Raw genomic sequence first — 16,376 nt, forward strand, 5'->3', positions numbered from 1 at the left:
GGGTTTGAATGACTACAAACCGCCATCAAGCATTAGGGCTCTCTGACGAAGAAGCCGTTGAAATGTATAGAACCATGCTGTTAGCCAGAAAAATCGACGAAAGAATGTGGCTCTTAAACCGCTCGGGCAAAATTCCGTTCGTTGTTTCATGTCAAGGACAGGAAGCGGCGCAAGTAGGCGCGGCCTATGCCTTAAACCGTGATACCGACTATGTGCTTCCGTACTACAGAGATATAGGGGTTGTGCTTGCATTCGGTATGACTGCAAAGGATTTGATGATGTCGGGTTTTGCGAAAGCAGCTGACCCGAACTCAGGCGGAAGGCAGATGCCGGGCCACTTCGGGCAAAAGGAAAACAGAATCGTAACGGGCTCATCCCCTGTTACGACGCAGGTTCCTCATGCAGTCGGAATCGCGCTTGCGGGACGCATGGATAAAAAGGATATCGTCTCTTTCGTTACCTTTGGAGAAGGATCTTCCAACCAGGGGGATTTTCACGAAGGGGCAAACTTTGCCGCCGTGTATAAACTGCCGGTCATTTTCATGTGTGAAAACAATAAGTATGCTATTTCTGTCCCGTATGACAGACAGGTGGCGTGCGAGAAAATATCCGACCGGGCGGCAGGCTACGGCATGCCGGGAGTCACTGTTGACGGAAACGACCTGCTGGAAGTTTACCGGGTCGTAAAAGAAGCGCGCGAACGGGCGTCTAAAGGCGAAGGCCCTACATTAATAGAAACGGTTTCCTACCGTTTGACGCCGCATTCCAGTGATGACGACGACAGCAGCTACAGAGAACGCGAAGAAGTAGAAGAAGCAAAGAAACAAGATCCGCTTCTTTTATACAAAGCATACTTGCAAGAAGCCGGGCTTCTAGGTGAAGAAGAAGAAAAGACCATGCTGGATGACATCATGGCTATCGTAAACGAAGCGACAGACGAAGCGGAGAAAGCGCCATACGCATCTCCTGAATCAACGCTTGATCACGTTTATGCGAAGTAGGGAGGAATACTTATGTCTGTAATGTCTTATATTGACAGTATTAATGCAGCAATGAAAGAAGAAATGGAAAGAGATCCGCGCGTGTTTGTTCTCGGGGAAGACGTCGGGAGAAAAGGCGGCGTGTTTAAAGCCACGGCGGGTCTCTATGAACAGTTCGGAGAAGAGCGGGTGATGGATACGCCGCTTGCTGAATCAGCGATTGCCGGTGTCGGCATCGGCGCCGCGATGTACGGCATGCGCCCGATTGCCGAGATGCAGTTTGCCGATTTCATTCTGCCTGCGGTCAACCAAATCATTTCAGAAGCGGCAAAAATACGCTACCGTTCAAACAATGATTGGAGCTGTCCGATGGTCATCAGAGCGCCTTATGGCGGCGGCGTGCACGGCGCGTTGTATCATTCCCAATCTGTGGAGGCTATTTTTGCCAACCAGCCGGGCCTTAAAATTGTCATGCCTTCAACTCCTTATGACGCAAAAGGGCTGTTGAAAGCTGCAGTCCGTGACGAAGATCCGGTGCTGTTTTTCGAACATAAGAGGGCGTACCGTCTGATTAAAGGCGAAGTCCCTGCGGATGATTACGTCCTTCCGATCGGAAAGGCGGATGTAAAACGCGAAGGCAGCGACATTACTGTTATTACGTACGGATTATGCGTCCATTTTGCTCTGCAGGCTGCCGAGCGCCTTGAAAAAGACGGAATTTCCGCACACGTATTAGACTTGCGTACGGTTTATCCGTTAGATAAAGAAGCCATCATTGAAGCCGCGTCTAAAACGGGAAAAGTATTGCTGATCACAGAAGATACGAAAGAAGGCGGTATTATGAGCGAGGTCGCCGCCATTATTTCTGAAAACTGCTTATTTGATTTAGACGCGCCGATCAAGCGGCTTGCAGGTCCTGACGTTCCGGCAATGCCTTATGCGCCGACAATGGAAAAATACTTCATGATGAATCCTGACAAAGCAGAAGCCGCGATGAGAGAATTAGCGGAGTTTTAAAGACGTAAGGAGGTTTTTGACATGGCGATTGAACAAATGGCTATGCCTCAGCTCGGAGAGAGCGTGACGGAAGGGACGATCAGCAAATGGCTGGTATCCCCCGGTGATCAAGTGAATAAATATGACCCCATCGCGGAGGTCATGACAGATAAAGTGAACGCGGAGGTGCCGTCTTCTTTTACCGGTACGATTACAGAACTTGTAGGAGAAGAAGGCCAGACTCTTGCAGTCGGCGAGATCATCTGCAAAATTGAAACAGAAGAAACGGAAACCGAAGCGGCGCCGAAGCGGGAAGAAGAGCAGAATACCCCTTCAGACACAGATGCAAACCGTCAAGGTAAAGATCAGTCAAATAAAGCGCGTTATTCGCCGGCCGTGCTCAGGTTAGCGGGAGAACACGGCATTCAGCTTGAAGAAGTTGAAGGAACGGGTGCAGGCGGAAGAATTACGCGAAAAGACATTCAAAAGATCATTGATTCGGGAATGAAGCAGAAGTCGGAAGCACCGGTGCCGGCTGCCGTTCAAACAACGCAACAAGCGCCGAAACAACAGCAAAAACAAGCGCCGGCACCCGCTCTGTCAGCCGGTGATATTGAAATTCCGGTTACAGGCGTCAGAAAAGCCATCGCCGCCAATATGCATAAAAGCAAAACAGAAATTCCGCATGCCTGGACGATGATGGAAGTGGACGTCACGAACATGACGGCGTACAGAAACAGCATTAAAGACTCATTTAAACAGAAAGAAGGCTTCAATTTAACGTTTTTCGCTTTCTTTGTAAAAGCGGCGGCGCAGGCTCTCAAGGAGTTCCCGCAGATGAACAGCATGTGGGCGGGAGACAAAATCGTCCAAAAGAAAGACATCAACATCTCCATTGCCGTTGCCACGGAAGATTCGCTGTTTGTTCCGGTTATTAAGCATGCTGATGAAAAAACGATTAAAGGCATAGCCAGAGAAATAACAGACCTTGCGAAAAAAGTGAGAAACGGAAAACTTACCGCGGAAGATATGCAGGGCGGCACATTTACCGTCAATAACACGGGATCTTTCGGCTCAGTTCAATCTATGGGCATTATCAACCATCCGCAGGCGGCGATTCTTCAGGTAGAATCTATCGTCAAACGTCCGGTTGTCATGAATAACGGGATGATCGCCGTTCGTGATATGGTTAATATTTGCCTGTCTTTAGATCACAGAGTGCTCGACGGGCTCGTGTGCGGCCGATTCCTCGGACGCGTCAAAGAGATCTTAGAAAACATTGATGAACATACTTCCGTCTATTAAAAAAACTCCTTTTGCCCGGGCGGCAAAAGGAGCTTTTTTATTTTCATTGTGAATCCTCGGGAACAATCATAGTGAGATGATGTTTTTTCACTTCGATCGTACAAGGTGTTGTTCCGTATACCTCGCCATCTGTATCCGCGTCCATCTCACGTCCGGTTTCGATTTCAATCCTGGAGGCCTGAATATAGGACAGCTCCCCTTTGAAATCATCAAACGAACCCTGTTCCATCGTCATCAGCTCCCGCAACGCGGCAAGGCTTGTGTTGCGGCAGATTAACACATCGGCTAAGCCGTCCTGGAGGCTGGCATCAGGCAGGGGAACTCTGTTTGTCCCGATATAATGCCCGTTCATGACAAGCACCATTACGGCTTCGTCTTCTTTCACTTCACCGTCAATCGTCAATTTGACAGGAAACGGGTTCGCGCTTGTCATCGTCCGCAAGGCGCTCGTGAAGTAGCTGATTTTACCAAGCCATGCTTTTTCAGTTTCATTAATATGGCTTGATGCTTCGGTGATCAGTCCGATGCCCCAGAAGTTCAGAAAATAGCCGTCATCCGTTTTACAGACGTCAATCATCCGTTTATGTCCGGCCGCGAGCGCTTCAGCGGCCTTTTGAAGGTTTTGCGGGATGCCGAGCGCCCGGGAGAAATCGTTGCACGTTCCTCCCGGCAAAATGCCGACAGCGGGTCTGTGATCAAGCTTGCTGATGCTGTTGATGCATTGATGCACAGTGCCGTCTCCGCCTAAAATATATAAATGGTCAACTGAACTGTCGAGATTTTCACAAAACTGACGGGCATCATCCTGATGTTTGGTCGGTTTAATCAAAAGTTCGTCAGCTGACTGGGCCAAAATGGGGACGACCGTGCCGAGCGTTTTATCAATCTGTTTTTGACCGGCGTTTCCGTTATAAATTAAAACTGCTTTCCGTTGGCTCATATGACTGCTCCTTTATTTCAGACAATCTCCTTAACAAGTTTCCCGTTTTTAAAGGGTCATAAACTTACATCGGGAACATAAAAGGGACAAAAAACAATTGGATATGAGCGGTGTCATTTGCCGATAGGGAGGTTCCTTGCTATCATAAGAAGAGATGATCAAAAAGGAGAGGTCCCAGTTGAATATGGATTTTAATTTATTTATGAATGATGTCGTGCGTCAAGCCCGCCAGGAAATCACGGCCGCCGGGTATACAGAGCTGAAAACCGCTGAGGAAGTGGACGAAGCGCTTTCGAAAAAAGGAACGACACTCGTCATGGTCAACTCTGTGTGCGGATGCGCAGGCGGTATTGCACGGCCTGCCGCGTACCATTCCGTACATTACGATAAACGCCCGGATCAGCTTGTGACGGTATTTGCCGGACAGGATAAAGAAGCGACAGCCAAAGCGAGAGAATACTTTGAAGGCTATCCGCCGTCCTCTCCGTCATTTGCCATTTTAAAAGACGGGAAAATCATGAAAATGGTGGAACGCCATGAAATTGAAGGCCATGAGCCGATGGCCGTCGTCACAAAACTGCAGGAAGCATTTGAAGAATATTGTGAAGAAGTATAAGTGAAAGAAAAACCCCGGAGCCAAGCGCTTGCGGGGTTTTTTTATATGGCATCTGTATAAATATAAATATTTATACATCGGCGTTCAGCTGTCACTAACCTGAAAAACAATGACTATAATAAACACAGAAAGGAAAATATATTTTTCAAAAATAGTATTGCATCACAATTAAAAAGTGTTTAAAATACAAGTTAACGAATAAATATTCAAATTTAAGAGATCAGTAGATATGGGGGAAATGAATCATGAAGAAATGGCTGTTGGTATTAGCTGCCGCATGTATCACCTTTGCGCTGTCCGCCTGCGGATCAGGCAATTCAGGCTCAGAAGGCGGAAAGAACAAGCTGATTATGGGTACATCGGCTGACTATAAACCATTTGAATATAAAGACGGCGATCAGATCACCGGGTTTGACGTTGATCTGGCAAAAGCTCTGGGCAAAAAGACCGGCTATGACGTTGAGGTGCAGGACATGGACTTCAACAGCCTGATTACAGCCTTGAAGTCCAAGCAGGTAGATATGATATTATCTGGAATGACACCTACGCCGGAACGGAAAAAGCAAGTTGATTTTTCTGATATTTATTATACTGCTAACAATATGATCGTTACGAAAAAGGGAAGCAGCATTAAATCCTTGAATGATCTGAAAGGCAAAACCGTCGGTGTTCAGCTCGGCTCCATTCAAGAGGAAAAAGGCAAGAAGCTCGCTTCGAAATACGGTTTTCAGCTCGAAGACCGCAACCGGATCTCAGACTTAACCGAAGAGATCAAATCCGGGCGTTTTGATGCCGCGATTATCGAAGACATCGTAGCACAAGGCTATTTCAGTTCAAATCAAGATCTGCAGGGCTTTGCGTCAGCAGATGCGAAATCAGACGAATCGGGTTCCGCGATTGCGTTCCGCAAAGACAGTGATCTGACAGCGAAGTTCAACAAAGCGCTGAAAGAAATGGAGAAAAACGGAGAAATCGAAAAACTGAAGAAAAAATGGTTCACCAACGAGAAATAAAAGAAAGCTCAACTTTTCGTTGAGCTTTTTATCTTGAATAAAGACAAAGGAGATCACACGTATGAATTTGGATTTCTCAGCGACAATCCCCCAAATTCCTTTTATATTGGAAGGCCTTGCGGTCACATTGAAAATTGTGCTCGTTTCGGCGGTCATCGGTCTTGTATTAGGCATCGTGCTCAGCTTATTTAAAATCAGCACGATCAGTCCGCTGAAATGGATTGCGGATTTTTATACTTCGATATTCCGCGGCACGCCGCTCGTGCTGCAGCTGATGATCATTTATTTCGGTATGCCGCAGCTCCTCGGCTTTCAGATCGATCAATTTTGGGCGGCGGTCACTGCATTATCGCTCAATTCAGCCGCTTACGTCTCTGAAATTATCAGAGCGGGAATCAACGCAATTGACAAAGGACAAAAAGAGGCTGCCGTCGCTCTCGGCGTGCCGTACGGAAAAATGATGAAAGATCTGCTGCTGCCGCAGGCGTTTAAAAACATTTCTCCGGCTATTATTAACGAATTAATCACCTTAACGAAAGAATCGGCGATCGTCACAGTTATCGGTCTTGGCGACATTATGAGACGGGCCTACCAGTCCGGCGCCGCAACATACAACTATTTAGAACCTCTTATTGTGGCGGGCTTAATCTATTACGTGCTCGTTTTGATCTTAGCATTCATCGGAAAAGGCGTAGAAAGGAAGCTGAAAGCCAATGATTAAGGTCGACAACCTGTCAAAATCATTCGGGAAACATGAAGTACTGAAAAACATTTCAACACAGATCGAAGAAGGGGAAGTCGTCGCTGTCATCGGCCCTTCCGGTTCCGGCAAATCAACGTTTCTGCGCTGCTTAAATCTGCTGGAAACCCCGAGCGGCGGAACGATTGCCATTAAAGAAAATGAAATTACCGCAGCTAAAACGAATAAACTGAAAGTGCGGGAAAATATCGGCATGGTATTTCAGCATTTTCATTTGTTTCCTCATAAAACGGTGCTTGAAAATATCACATACGCGCCGGTCAGCGTGAAGAAAGAGTCTAAAAACGAGGCGGAGGAAAAGGCGTGCGCCCTCCTTGAAAAAGTCGGACTGCTTGACAAACGGAACGACTATCCGAACCGTTTGTCAGGCGGACAGAAGCAGCGGGTCGCCATCGCGCGTGCGCTTGCCATGAATCCTGACATCATGCTGTTTGATGAACCGACCTCGGCTCTTGACCCGGAAATGGTCAAAGAAGTTCTTGAGGTGATGAAAGAGCTCGCGCAGACGGGCATGACGATGGTGATCGTAACGCACGAAATGGGATTTGCCAAAGAAGTGGCAGACCGCGTATTATTCATGGATGAAGGGACGATCGTGGAAGACGGGCAGCCGGAAGAATTTTTTCTTTCTCCGAAGTCAAAAAGAGCACAGGACTTTTTAGAAAAAATATTATAAAATATAACTGTAAGAAAAGAAGAAGAATGCTCTTCTTCTTTTTTTTGAGAAAGAAACAAACAGAATGGAGCAAGCAATGTTTAAAATCGGTTACCGCACACTAAAGACCGCACTTGGAACGGCGCTGGCCATTTATTTAGCCCAGCTGTTGCATCTGCAAAACTTCGCATCCGCAGGAATCATCACCATATTGTGCATTCAGATTACGCAAAAGCGGTCGCTTCAGGCCTCGTGGGCCCGATTTGCCGCCTGTTTATTGGCGATCGTCTTCTCATATGTCTTTTTCGGGCTGATCGGCTATTATCCGTTTGCGATCGGAATATTGCTGGTGCTGTTCATTCCGACTACAGTCGTTTTAAAAATAAACGAAGGAATTGTCACCAGCTCAGTAATCATTCTTCATTTATATATGTCCGGCGGCATTACGATGGCGTTTATCTGGAATGAGTTCCAGCTGATCACCGTAGGTATCGGCGTCGCGCTGTTAATGAATCTGTATATGCCGAGCCTCGACAGAAAACTCGCGGCATACCGGAAAAAAATTGAGGACAACTTTTCCGTCATCTTCGCCGAAATCGAACGGTATTTGTTAACTGGTGAGCAAGATTGGTCGGGGAAGGAAATACCGGAGACGCATCAGATGATTCAAGAGGCGAAAAACCTCGCCTATCGGGACGTGCAGAATCATATTTTGCGCCATGAAAATCTTTACTATCATTATTTTAAGATGAGACAGAAACAATTTGAAATCATTGAACGGCTGCTGCCGAAGATTACCTCTATTTCAATAACGGTGGAGCAGGGCAAAATAATCGCCCATTTCATCCATGAATTAAGGGAAGCCATTCATCCCGGCAATACCGCTCATAAATTTTTAAAAAGACTTGCAGAAATGAGAACGGAATTTGAAGAAATGCCGCTCCCGGCAACGCGCGAGGAGTTTGAAGCGCGGGCGGCTTTGTTCCACCTCCTCGGTGAGATGGAACAATATCTCGTGATTAAAAGTTATTTCAAAGGCATCAAGCTGTAAAAAACATATGGATCAATCGCATGAGTCCTCCTTTCATTGGTCATTCTAATGAAAAAAGGAGGGGAGCCCATGCGATTTTTTTTATTGTCAGCCGCCCTGCTGATGTCTCCGCTTTGGCCGCTTGGCGCAAACCCTTTGCCGGGTGACCCTTATATTATCGTCAATAAAGCCACAAATGCGCTTGCTGTTGTGAAGGATAACCGAATACAAGGCATTTATCAGGTGGCGACGGGAAAAACGGATGATTTGACGCCTGAAGGAGAATTTACGGTAACGGTCAAAGCCGTCAATCCGTATTACCGGAAGAAAAATGTAGAGGGAGGCGCGCCGGAAAACCCGCTCGGCGTCCGCTGGATCGGCTTTGACGCGAAAGGAACCGACGGCAGGATATACGGCATTCACGGAACAAACAGAGAAGAGCTGATCGGGGGGTTTGTGTCAAACGGCTGCATCCGTATGAAAAACCGGGATGTCATCCGTATTTTCCGGATTATCCCTCCCGGAACGAAAGTATTGATTACAAAAGAAAACCGCTCATTCGAGGACATTGCAATAGAGCGGAAAGCCCTCATAAAAAAGCAGGAACCCCCCTTGCAATGAGGCGCCTGCTTTTTTACCGCAAATACATCATAATGCCTGAGAGGAGGGTTGAAAGAATAAATACGCCCAAAATGACGATGACGGCGCTTTTCATAAATTTTTGAGACATTGTTTCACTCCTTAAGATTACTGTCTATCATTTTAACGTGTTTTGCTTGTATGAACAAGCCATATCCTATGGCGGAAAGCAGGTGGCCGCGCTATGAAAAAACTTGATCATGTCGGCATTGCCGTCAGCTCTATTGAAGCCGCGAGAGGATTTTACGAACGGATGCTCGGGCTTACGTATATGGGAGACGAGCTGGTAAGCGGCCAAAATGTGAGAGTTGCTTTTTTAGAAGCGGGAGGCACAAAGCTTGAGCTGATTGAGCCGCTGTCGGACGCGTCTCCCGTCAGCTCTTTTTTACAGAAAAGAGGCGAAGGGCTGCATCATTTGGCATTCCGCTGCGCCGATATGAAGGAAACGATCAAGGAGCTTGAAGCATGCCGCATGACTCTGATCCATCATGAACCGCAAAACGGAGCGGGCGGGAAGAAGATCGCATTTCTCTCTCCAAAAGAGGCGAACGGGGTCCTGATTGAGCTTTGTGAAACAATTGAAAAAGGAGAAACTCAAGATGAGCATGAGTGATCATATCAGACACTTAAATGAAAGACGTTCCTTTTTAACAAACGGCGGCGGAGCGGAAAAAAATGAAAAACAGCACAAAAAAGGCAAGCTGACGGCAAGAGAAAGAATTGACTATTTATTGGACGAAGACAGTTTTTCAGAGCTGCAGCCGTTTGCCAAAAGCCGCATGCCCGGGTCCCGAAATGCTCCGGGAGACGGCGTTGTTACCGGATACGGCACAATTGACGGACGGCCCGTGTATTTGTTTGCCCATGACTTTACCGTACTCGGCGGGACGCTCGGCGAGACACATGCGGAAAAAATCGCGGCGGTAATGGATCTGGCGGCGAAAAATAAAACTCCGATCATCGGGCTGAACGACTCAGGTGGTGCGAGAATTCAAGAGGGTGTGGTATCATTAAATGGATACGGTCATATCTTTAGGCGCAACGTCCTTTACTCGGGAGTGATTCCGCAAATCTCTGTCATCCTTGGGCCGTGTGCCGGCGGTGCTGTTTATTCACCCGCATTGACGGATTTTGTGATTATGGCGGAACATACGTCGCACATGTTTATTACAGGCCCGAAAGTCATTGAACAGGTGACGGGTGAACAGATTGACGCGGAAAGTTTAGGCGGTGCGGGAATACATAATGTGATAAGCGGAAATGCCCACTATTCCGCACGAACGGAAAAAGAGGCTCTTTCCGCTGTGAAAACCCTGCTTTCTTATCTCCCGCACGGCGGACAGACGGCATTGCCCGTTAAAAAGGAAGACGCCAGACCGTTATTAAACACCCTCGTTCCCGCGGACAGTTCGAAACCTTACGATATGTTACAGGTAATAAAAGAGCTGGCGGATGACGGAACGTTTTTTGACATTCAGCCGTATTTTGCCAAAAACATTGCTGTCGGTTTTCTGAAACTCGGACGGCGTACAGTCGGTGTTGTCGCAAACCAGCCGAAACACTTGGCGGGGAGCCTCACGATTGATGCCGCTGACAAAGCGTCGAGATTCATCCGTTTTTGTGACGCGTTTCATATTCCGCTATTGACGATCGCTGATGTTCCGGGATTTCTTCCGGGCTTTCAGCAGGAACATGCGGGAATCATCCGTCACGGAGCAAAATTGCTGTATGCTTTTGCCGAAGCGACGGTGCCGAAAGTGACGCTCATCATCAGAAAAGCTTACGGAGGCGCCTATGTCGCCATGAATTCGAAAGGGCTCGGGGCAGATCTTGTATTCGCCTGGCCCAATGCGGAAATCGCCGTGATGGGAGCGGAAGGCGCGGCGTCGATTTTATACAGCAGAGACATACAGGCTTCTGACGACCCGGAGAAAACGAAGCGCGAAAAAAAAGCCATATACGAAAAGGAAAACGCCGGTCCGTATAAAGCAGCGGCCTGCGGAATGGTGGATGATATCATCCGGCCGGAAGACTCGAGGAAAAAATTGATTCAGGCATTTGACATGCTTGCGCATAAGGAAGAGGAAAGACCGAAAAAAAAGCACGGTAATATACCGCTTTAAACGGAGGGAACTGAAAATGGTAAACGAAAAACGTCTGCTTGAAGAATTTCTTGAACTCGTTCAAATTGATTCAGAGACAAAACATGAAGCGGAAATCAGCAAGGTGCTCAAACAAAAATTCACTGATTTAGGATTGAGCGTAAAAGAAGATGATACAAAAGAAGTGACGGGGCATGGAGCCGGCAACTTAATCTGTACGTTAAAGGGCACAAAAGATGCGGATACGATTTATTTCACATCGCACATGGACACGGTTGTCCCGGGCAAAGGCGTTAAGCCGATTGTGGAAGACGGCTATGTAAAATCCGACGGCACGACGATTCTCGGCGCTGATGATAAGACGGGACTTGCCGCAATGTTTGAAGCCATTAAAGTGCTGAAAGAACAAAACATCGAGCACGGCACCATTGAATTCATTATCACGGCCGGAGAAGAATCGGGATTAGTCGGGGCAAAAGCAATGGATCGTTCAGACATTACCGCGAAATACGGTTTTGCGCTTGATTCAGACGGAAAAGTCGGCAACATTATTGTAGCCGCACCGACACAAGCGAAAGTGAGAGCAACCATTTTCGGGAAAACGGCTCATGCGGGGGTAGAACCGGAAAAAGGCATCTCCGCGATTACAATCGCATCAAAAGCAATCTCTAAAATGCCGCTCGGCCGTATTGATAAAGAAACAACGGCTAATATCGGACGTTTCGAAGGCGGCACGCAAACCAATATCGTCTGCGACCAGGTTGATATTCTGGCTGAAGCGCGTTCATTAGTGCCTGAAAAAATGGAAGCGCAAGTGCAGAAAATGAAAGAAGCTTTCGAATCTGCTGCAGCTGAGATGGGAGGCCGCGCGGAAGTGGACATCGCGGTCATGTATCCGGGTTTCAAATATCAGGACGGCGATCAGGTTGTGGAAGTCGCGAAAAAAGCGGCGGCAAAAATCGGCCGGCCGAGCGAACTTCAGACAAGCGGCGGCGGAAGTGACGCAAACGTCATTGCCGGCCACGGCATTCCGACAGTCAACCTGTCAGTAGGCTATGAACAAATCCATACGAAAAATGAAAAAATGCCGATTGAAGAGCTCGTCAAAACGGCGGAAATGGTCGTTGCCATTATCGAAACAGCGGCCAACTAAAAACGAAGCACCCAGTTGTTTGGGTGCTTTTTTCATTCTTCATGATAATTGGTTTAAAGCCTTGCAGATACAAGAAAAAACCCTGCCGGATAGGTTCCGGCAGGGTTTCAGTATTATGATTTGGCGGGCTCCGCCTGAGCCGCAGCTTGTTTCTTTTTATGATGCGTCTGCTGTAAAAGTACATTCTGCACTGTCAAAAACAGTCCGCTTGTAAACCAGTAAAGCGGCAGCGCAGCCGGTACGTTAAGTGAAAAAACGGTCATCATGACAGGGAAAATAAAGACCATGATTTTTGCTGACTGCATCGCGGCCGGATTTTGAGCAGCCGGTGAATATTTCTCGTTTAATTTTTGGGAAATATAAGCCTGTAAGAAATACATGGCCCCCGCGCACAGTGATACAAGAATATCAGAATGCCCTAAGCTGAACCACAGAAATGAGTGTGAAGCGATTTCCGGCGTTGAGCGGATGGCGTAATAAAAACCGATCAAAATCGGGAATTGCACCAGCATCGGAAGACATCCCATTGCCATCGGATTCAGATTGTGCTCACGGTAAAGCTTCATCATTTCCATTTGCAGTTCTTTTTGTTTCTCCGCATCTTTCGTTTGTTTCATTTTAGCCTGAATGCTGTCGACCTGCGGTTTGATCACAGCCATTTTTTCCTGGAACACCCGCTGTTTCTTAAATTGGTTCACAAACAAAGGCAATACAACGATCCGGACGATAATCGTCACCAGAATAATCGACAGTCCGTACTCACCGTGGAACAGGCCCGCCACACCTTTTAAAAGTGCCGAAAACGGCTCGATCAGGTAATCGTGGAAAAACCCGATATTCCCGAGGCCTCCCGTCTGAGTCTGAGATGTCGCCGCAAAAGCCGAGCGGCCTGTGCACAGTACGATAAAAAACAATCCGAATGCGATCCATTTTTGATATGTTTTAGACAATTATGTCTCCTCCTTTTTATCTTCACTTGCCGTTATAAAAGGAGGAAGCTGACATCTTCATCATCATTCGCCGGTGAATTCATGCGGATGACTTTACGTATCCAAGTTGTAATGCGATGATATATAATAATAAGAAAGTCTGTTCGGTTCAGCTGAACGACTGCTTGATGTTCATCTATTCGTTTCGTTCTCCAATGCTCGCCTGCGCGGCGCTCACGCAAAAGAAAAGCGATGCCGATCGCGGTCAGAGCGGGAAGAATAATTGTGAAAAAATCGACTAAAAATAAAAAGTCATTCATTGACTCAAGAATCATTTTATCACATCCATTCAGCTCTTATTTTACTACATATATATAAGGTTGTCTATGAAAGGAAAGGAGGCGCCGGGAGTGGCCGGAAAAGGGAGAATTATATTTCATATCGATATGAACAGTTTTTATGCCTCCGTAGAAATGGCGTATGATCCGTCTTTAAGAGGAAAACCTATCGCCGTTGCCGGAAACGTGAAGGAACGGAAAGGAATCATCGTCACCTGCAGCTATGAAGCGAGAGCGCGGGGCGTAAAGACCACCATGCCGGTGTGGCGGGCAAAACGCCTCTGTCCGGAACTCATCGTCGTGCCTCCGAATTTTGACCGCTACCGGAGTTCATCAAAAGAAATGTTCAGCATTCTGAGGGAGTATACGGATTTAGTCGAGCCTGTTTCTATTGATGAAGGATACATGGATATTACGGACACACCGCACAGACACAGGGCGTATGAGACAGCCGAAGACATTCAGGCGAGACTGCAAAAAGAGCTTTTGCTTCCGTCAAGCATCGGCATCGCCCCGAATAAATTTCTCGCCAAAATGGCGTCTGACATGAAAAAACCGCTCGGCATCACCATTTTAAGAAAAAGAGAGCTGCCGGACGTCTTATGGCCTCTTCCGATTGAAGAGATGCACGGTATAGGAACGAAAACTGCGGAAAAAATAAAAACGCTCGGCATCAAAACGATCGGTGATTTGGCAAAAGGAGATGAACATGCGCTGAAAACGCTTCTCGGCATAAACGGCCCGAGGCTGAAGGATAAAGCGAACGGCATCCATCCTGCAGAAGTCAATCCCGAGCGGATATATGAATTTAAAAGTGTCGGCAACTCATCCACCCTGTCGCATGATTCGGCTGACTGGGATGAATTAACGGGCGTGTTTGACCGGCTCGCGCTGTCTGTGAGCGAACGGCTCCAGCGTAAGGAGGTCATGGCCTGCCGGCTGTTCATCATGATTCGGTATGCGGATTGGAAAACGGTCACAAGAAGCATGACCCTCAGCAATCCGGCTGATCAGAAAAAAGACATCATGGAAGCGGCGATGGAACTGTTTGACAAGCACTGGAACCAAAATCCGGTAAGGCTTCTCGGCATCACCGGAACGGAACTGGTTGAAAAACAGCAGGCGTATAAACAGCTTGATCTGTTTTCATTCAAGGAGGACGCAAAGGATGAGCCGATTTTTCAGATGATGAACGAGCTGAATGAAAAGTACGGCCAAAACCTGATCAGAAAAGGCGCCGTTATAAAAAAAGAAGAAAGCAAAACAAGGGGAACGAGCTTTAACAGAGACTTTTTTCAGGATGAAAAGAAAAGGTGAATAACTTGAAAAAAGGGGTTATGTATGATAATTTCTTTAGTATAAATATCATTTTATTTTAATTTAAATTTTAAAATGGTTAAACGTTTGAAGAAGGGACGTTAGAATATGTCAAAACAACAAATCGGAGTTATCGGTCTTGCGGTAATGGGTAAAAATCTGGCTCTTAACATCGAAAGCCGGGGATTTTCTGTGTCTGTATACAACAGATCAAGCAGCAAAACGGAAGAGTTTTTAGAAGAGGCAAAAGGCAAAAATGTTGTCGGTACATACAGCATTGAGGAGTTTGTCCAGTCTCTTGAAACACCCCGTAAAATTTTATTAATGGTTAAAGCGGGAACTGCAACGGATGCGACGATTCAATCTCTTCTTCCTCATCTGGAAAAAGACGATATTTTGATTGACGGCGGAAATACATACTATAAAGATACACAGCGCCGGAACAAAGAGCTTGCCGAAAGCGGCATTCACTTTATCGGAACGGGTGTATCAGGCGGTGAAGAGGGAGCGCTGAAAGGGCCTTCTATTATGCCGGGCGGCCAAAAGGAAGCGCATGAACTCGTGAAACCGATTTTAGAAGCCATTTCTGCTAAAGTGGACGGAGAAGCTTGTACGACATACATCGGCCCGGACGGAGCGGGGCACTATGTAAAAATGGTGCACAACGGTATCGAATACGGTGACATGCAGCTGATCTCTGAGTCATATTTCATTTTGAAACAGGTGCTCGGATTGTCTGCCGAAGAGCTTCACGAAGTATTCGCTGAGTGGAACAAAGGAGAGCTTGACAGCTATCTGATCGAAATCACGGCTGACATTTTCACTAAAAAAGATGAAGAAACGGGCAAACCGCTTGTTGACGTGATCCTTGATAAAGCAGGCCAAAAAGGAACGGGTAAATGGACAAGCCAAAGCGCTCTTGACTTAGGCGTGCCGCTTCCGATTATCACTGAATCTGTTTTTGCGCGTTTCATTTCCGCAATGAAAGAAGAGCGTGTGAAAGCAAGCAGCCTTCTGTCCGGACCAGACGTTAAGCCGGTCACTGAAAATAAAGAAGAGCTGATTGAAGCGGTCAGAAAAGCGCTCTTCATGAGTAAAATCTGTTCTTACGCACAAGGCTTCGCCCAAATGAAAGCCGCGTCTGAAGAGTATAACTGGGATCTGAAATACGGTGAAATCGCGATGATCTTCCGCGGCGGCTGTATCATCCGCGCGGCGTTCCTGCAAAAGATCAAAGACGCATATGACCGTGAACCGGAGCTTGACAACCTGCTGTTAGACAGCTACTTCAAAAACATTGCAGAAAGCTACCAAGGCGCCCTTCGCCAAGTGATTTCACTTGCCGTAGCCCAAGGCGTGCCGGTACCTTCGTTCTCAAGCGCACTTGCGTATTACGACAGCTACCGTACGGCAGTGCTTCCTGCAAACTTGATTCAAGCGCAGCGTGATTACTTCGGCGCGCATACGTATGAACGCACAGATAAAGAAGGCATTTTCCATACTGAATGGATGAAGTAATGAAGAAGCCCCCGCAGTTATTGCGGGGGCTTTTCTAATATTAAAAACCGCGGGCCGTCATGAACGGCGCCGCGGTTTTTGATGT

The 16,376-nt window shown here is 47.1% G+C and carries 18 protein-coding genes; 14 read left to right on the forward strand and 4 right to left on the reverse strand.

Annotated features, from left to right (window positions below):
• Positions 1 to 8: 8 nt before the first annotated feature.
• The 3 genes from V7728_RS07425 to V7728_RS07435 are packed head-to-tail and all read left to right on the forward strand — an operon-like array spanning position 9 to position 3,281.
• Positions 9 to 1,001, forward strand: coding sequence for a thiamine pyrophosphate-dependent dehydrogenase E1 component subunit alpha (locus V7728_RS07425; protein WP_015240177.1), 993 nt, complete (start codon positions 9 to 11; stop codon positions 999 to 1,001).
• Between the two features lie 12 nt (positions 1,002 to 1,013).
• Positions 1,014 to 1,997, forward strand: coding sequence for a 3-methyl-2-oxobutanoate dehydrogenase subunit beta (bfmBAB, locus tag V7728_RS07430; protein ID WP_003153216.1), 984 nt, complete (start codon positions 1,014 to 1,016; stop codon positions 1,995 to 1,997).
• 21 nt (positions 1,998 to 2,018) lie between these two features.
• Positions 2,019 to 3,281 (forward strand): dihydrolipoamide acetyltransferase family protein, encoded by a 1,263-nt coding sequence (locus V7728_RS07435; RefSeq protein WP_099566894.1) that lies wholly within the window; start codon positions 2,019 to 2,021, stop codon positions 3,279 to 3,281.
• Positions 3,282 to 3,324: 43 nt separating this feature from the next.
• Here the strand turns inward: V7728_RS07435 and V7728_RS07440 are convergent, their stop codons facing one another.
• Entirely contained in the window at positions 3,325 to 4,221 is an 897-nt protein-coding gene (locus V7728_RS07440) for a YegS/Rv2252/BmrU family lipid kinase (protein WP_099566893.1), read from the reverse strand.
• 178 nt (positions 4,222 to 4,399) lie between these two features.
• Here V7728_RS07440 and brxB point away from each other — a divergent pair, with 178 nt between their 5' ends.
• The 6 genes from brxB to V7728_RS07470 all read left to right on the forward strand — a co-directional run bounded on the left by brxB (position 4,400) and on the right by V7728_RS07470 (position 8,916).
• Positions 4,400 to 4,837: a bacilliredoxin BrxB gene (brxB, locus tag V7728_RS07445; RefSeq protein WP_003153223.1), complete on the forward strand. Its 438-nt coding sequence runs from the start codon at positions 4,400 to 4,402 to the stop codon at positions 4,835 to 4,837.
• A gap of 245 nt (positions 4,838 to 5,082) precedes the next feature.
• On the forward strand, positions 5,083 to 5,850 hold the full coding sequence (locus V7728_RS07450; protein WP_015240174.1) for a transporter substrate-binding domain-containing protein: 768 nt from the start codon (positions 5,083 to 5,085) through the stop codon (positions 5,848 to 5,850).
• A 61-nt stretch (positions 5,851 to 5,911) separates the two neighbouring features.
• Positions 5,912 to 6,571 carry an amino acid ABC transporter permease gene (locus V7728_RS07455; protein WP_003153227.1) on the forward strand — a complete coding sequence of 220 codons (660 nt, stop codon included), beginning with the start codon at positions 5,912 to 5,914 and terminating at the stop codon, positions 6,569 to 6,571.
• On the forward strand, positions 6,564 to 7,286 hold the full coding sequence (locus V7728_RS07460) for an amino acid ABC transporter ATP-binding protein (RefSeq protein ID WP_012117941.1): 723 nt from the start codon (positions 6,564 to 6,566) through the stop codon (positions 7,284 to 7,286). The genes V7728_RS07455 and V7728_RS07460 overlap by 8 nt, the downstream gene beginning before the upstream one ends.
• Positions 7,287 to 7,362: 76 nt before the next feature.
• Complete coding sequence (locus V7728_RS07465; protein ID WP_007408388.1) at positions 7,363 to 8,316, forward strand: aromatic acid exporter family protein; 954 nt, start codon at positions 7,363 to 7,365, stop codon at positions 8,314 to 8,316.
• 69 nt (positions 8,317 to 8,385) lie between these two features.
• Positions 8,386 to 8,916: a L,D-transpeptidase gene (locus tag V7728_RS07470; protein WP_099566892.1), complete on the forward strand. Its 531-nt coding sequence runs from the start codon at positions 8,386 to 8,388 to the stop codon at positions 8,914 to 8,916.
• A 13-nt stretch (positions 8,917 to 8,929) separates the two neighbouring features.
• Here V7728_RS07470 and prli42 read toward each other — a convergent pair whose 3' ends face one another.
• Positions 8,930 to 9,025: a stressosome-associated protein Prli42 gene (gene prli42 / locus V7728_RS07475; protein WP_007408390.1), complete on the reverse strand. Its 96-nt coding sequence runs from the start codon at positions 9,023 to 9,025 to the stop codon at positions 8,930 to 8,932.
• Between the two features lie 93 nt (positions 9,026 to 9,118).
• On the opposite strand from prli42, the gene mce reads away from it, so the two are divergent.
• Genes mce through V7728_RS07490 form a run of 3 tightly spaced genes read left to right on the forward strand, consistent with a single transcriptional unit; the run spans position 9,119 to position 12,189 of the window.
• Complete coding sequence (mce, locus tag V7728_RS07480; protein ID WP_015240172.1) at positions 9,119 to 9,547, forward strand: methylmalonyl-CoA epimerase; 429 nt, start codon at positions 9,119 to 9,121, stop codon at positions 9,545 to 9,547.
• Complete coding sequence (locus V7728_RS07485; RefSeq protein ID WP_373467135.1) at positions 9,534 to 11,057, forward strand: acyl-CoA carboxylase subunit beta; 1,524 nt, start codon at positions 9,534 to 9,536, stop codon at positions 11,055 to 11,057. The genes mce and V7728_RS07485 overlap by 14 nt, the downstream gene beginning before the upstream one ends.
• Before the next feature lie 16 nt (positions 11,058 to 11,073).
• Entirely contained in the window at positions 11,074 to 12,189 is a 1,116-nt protein-coding gene (locus V7728_RS07490) for a tripeptidase T (RefSeq protein WP_003153237.1), read from the forward strand.
• 113 nt (positions 12,190 to 12,302) lie between these two features.
• Here V7728_RS07490 and V7728_RS07495 read toward each other — a convergent pair whose 3' ends face one another.
• Together V7728_RS07495 and V7728_RS07500 are read right to left on the reverse strand one after the other, a co-directional pair.
• Positions 12,303 to 13,139: a membrane protein insertase YidC gene (locus V7728_RS07495; protein WP_007408393.1), complete on the reverse strand. Its 837-nt coding sequence runs from the start codon at positions 13,137 to 13,139 to the stop codon at positions 12,303 to 12,305.
• A 32-nt stretch (positions 13,140 to 13,171) separates the two neighbouring features.
• A complete protein-coding gene (locus V7728_RS07500) occupies positions 13,172 to 13,453 on the reverse strand; it encodes a hypothetical protein (RefSeq protein WP_003153239.1) in 282 nt (93 codons plus the stop codon).
• A gap of 75 nt (positions 13,454 to 13,528) precedes the next feature.
• On the opposite strand from V7728_RS07500, the gene V7728_RS07505 reads away from it, so the two are divergent.
• Together V7728_RS07505 and gndA are read left to right on the forward strand one after the other, a co-directional pair.
• Positions 13,529 to 14,773, forward strand: a complete 1,245-nt coding sequence (locus V7728_RS07505) for a DNA polymerase IV (protein WP_029973901.1) — start codon at positions 13,529 to 13,531, stop codon at positions 14,771 to 14,773.
• A 108-nt stretch (positions 14,774 to 14,881) separates the two neighbouring features.
• Positions 14,882 to 16,291: an NADP-dependent phosphogluconate dehydrogenase gene (gndA, locus tag V7728_RS07510; protein ID WP_007408395.1), complete on the forward strand. Its 1,410-nt coding sequence runs from the start codon at positions 14,882 to 14,884 to the stop codon at positions 16,289 to 16,291.
• Positions 16,292 to 16,376 lie beyond the last annotated feature (85 nt).

The organism is Bacillus sp. JHAA, assembly GCF_036961585.1.
Classification (GTDB): domain Bacteria; phylum Bacillota; class Bacilli; order Bacillales; family Bacillaceae; genus Bacillus; species Bacillus velezensis.